This is a genomic window from Ferruginibacter sp., from assembly GCF_014377975.1.
GTDB lineage: Bacteria > Bacteroidota > Bacteroidia > Chitinophagales > Chitinophagaceae > Ferruginibacter.
This window is the reverse complement of the sequence record NZ_JACMOO010000235.1, coordinates 1-1893: the sequence shown is the minus strand read 5'-3', so window position 1 is coordinate 1893 and position 1893 is coordinate 1. Positions and strand designations below refer to the sequence as shown.

The 1893-nt window shown below is 38.0% G+C and carries 2 protein-coding genes; both read left to right on the top strand.

The genetic code is table 11. The annotated features are described in order from the left end of the window. Positions 1–1320: class I SAM-dependent DNA methyltransferase (locus tag H7254_RS12620; RefSeq protein ID WP_301933308.1), on the top strand; the 1320-nt coding region annotated here is incomplete at its 5' end. Between the two features lie 5 nt (positions 1321–1325). Beyond that, on the top strand, positions 1326–1893 hold a 568-nt coding region (locus H7254_RS12615; protein ID WP_301933307.1), incomplete at its 3' end, for a restriction endonuclease subunit S.

The following is a 1893-nucleotide window of genomic DNA, read 5'->3' as shown; positions in this document are numbered from 1 at the left end:
TTTTCTGATAAAGACAAAGAACTGGAGTTGATGGATGACACTTACACCTCACCCATACCTGATAAATTTCATTGGATAAAAGAAAAAGGTAACTGGGCAGGCGATGATGAAGGCATGACTGGCGATGAACTGCTGGAGTTTGTGGACAGGCAATTGTTTCCTGCATTGCGTAACCTCGATTTAAGTACCGGCAACCAGCGGGCCGTAATTGTAAAGGAAGTATTTGACGGCAATAACAATTACATGAAAAGCGGTATCAACATTCGCAAAGTGCTGAACAAGCTGAATGAAATTAATTTTAATATTGCCAAAGACCGCCACGCATTTGGCGAGCTGTACGAAACCATTTTAAAAGAACTGCAGAGTGCCGGCAAAAGCGGTGAGTTTTATTCTCCCCGGCCTTTAACAAGCTTTATTACCGAAATGCTGGACCCACAATTAGGTGAAAAAATGCTGGACCCTGCCAATGGCACCGGTGGTTTTGTAACGGCTGTTGTAGAATACTTAAAAAAGAAAGCTAAAAATGTAGCGGATAGAAAAAGTATTGAGCAAAATGTTGCCGGTTGGGAGTATAAGCCTTTGCCTTATTTGCTATCTATTACCAATTTGATACTGCATGATATTGAAGTACCCAATATTACATTTAGAGATTCTTTAGATAAACCACTAAGTGCCTACACCGAAAAAGACAGGGTAGATATTATTGAAGCAAACCCGCCCTTTGGCGGCATTGTGGCCAATGGTAACGAAAGCAATTTTCCACAAACCTACCGCACCAAAGAAAGCGCCGACCTGTTTTTGATACTGATTATACACCTGCTAAAACAGGGTGGCCGGGCAGGTATTGTATTACCCGATGGCAGCCTTACCGGTGATGGTGTTAAGCAACGGGTGCGGCAGCGGCTGTTGGAAGAGTGTAACCTGCATACCATTATCCGCCTGCCCAATTCGGTGTTTCAGCCATATGCAACGGTAGCCACCAACTTATTGTTTTTTGATAAAGGGAAACCTACCAAAGACATTTGGTATTACGAACACCGAATGCCCGAAGATTACAAAGCATACAGCAAAACAAGACCTATTCAGTTAAAGGAATTTGAACCTATTAAAAAGTGGTGGAATAAAAGAAAGGAAAGTGAAATTTGTTGGAAAGTAAACATCAAAACAATTATTGAACGTGGTTACGATTTAGACATTAAAAACCCCACCAAAAAAGAAGAAGAACAAATACATAGCAGCAAAGAATTAATTGAAATGCTCAAAGGCAGCTTTAAAAAAAGCAATCATTTATTAGACCAATTAATTAAAGAAATAAAATGAGCCTAATGAGAATTGATGAAATATTTAGTTTTGAAAAAGGCGTACTTCAAAGCTCAAAGTGTGTTCCTGGATATTTTGATTTTATAACGGCTTCATCTGATTGGAAAACACACAACGAATACACACACGATTGCGAAGCCTTAATTTTTGCTGCTGCTGCATCAGGTTCATTAGGTAGAACACATTATGTGAACGGGAAATTCGTTTCAAGTGATTTGTGTTTTATCATCACTCCCAAAGACCCAGAGAACTTGCCAGTTGATTTAAAATTTTATCATATACTTTTTAATGAATTAAAAGATGAAATTGTAAGGAACACTAAAGCAGGCACATCAAAAGAAGCTATTGGTTTAGGCAGTTTTGGAAAATATGAATTGCCATATTTTGATATTGACACTCAAATTGAAATCAAAAATCAATTTGTCAATTCAGAAGAAATAAAATCAAGTTTAACAACGGAATTAAATCAACAAGTCGGCTTAGTAAAAAAACTTCGTCAGCAATTATTGCAAGATGCTGTGCAAGGTAAATTGGTTGAGCAAAATAAAAATGACGAACCTGCAAGTGAATTGC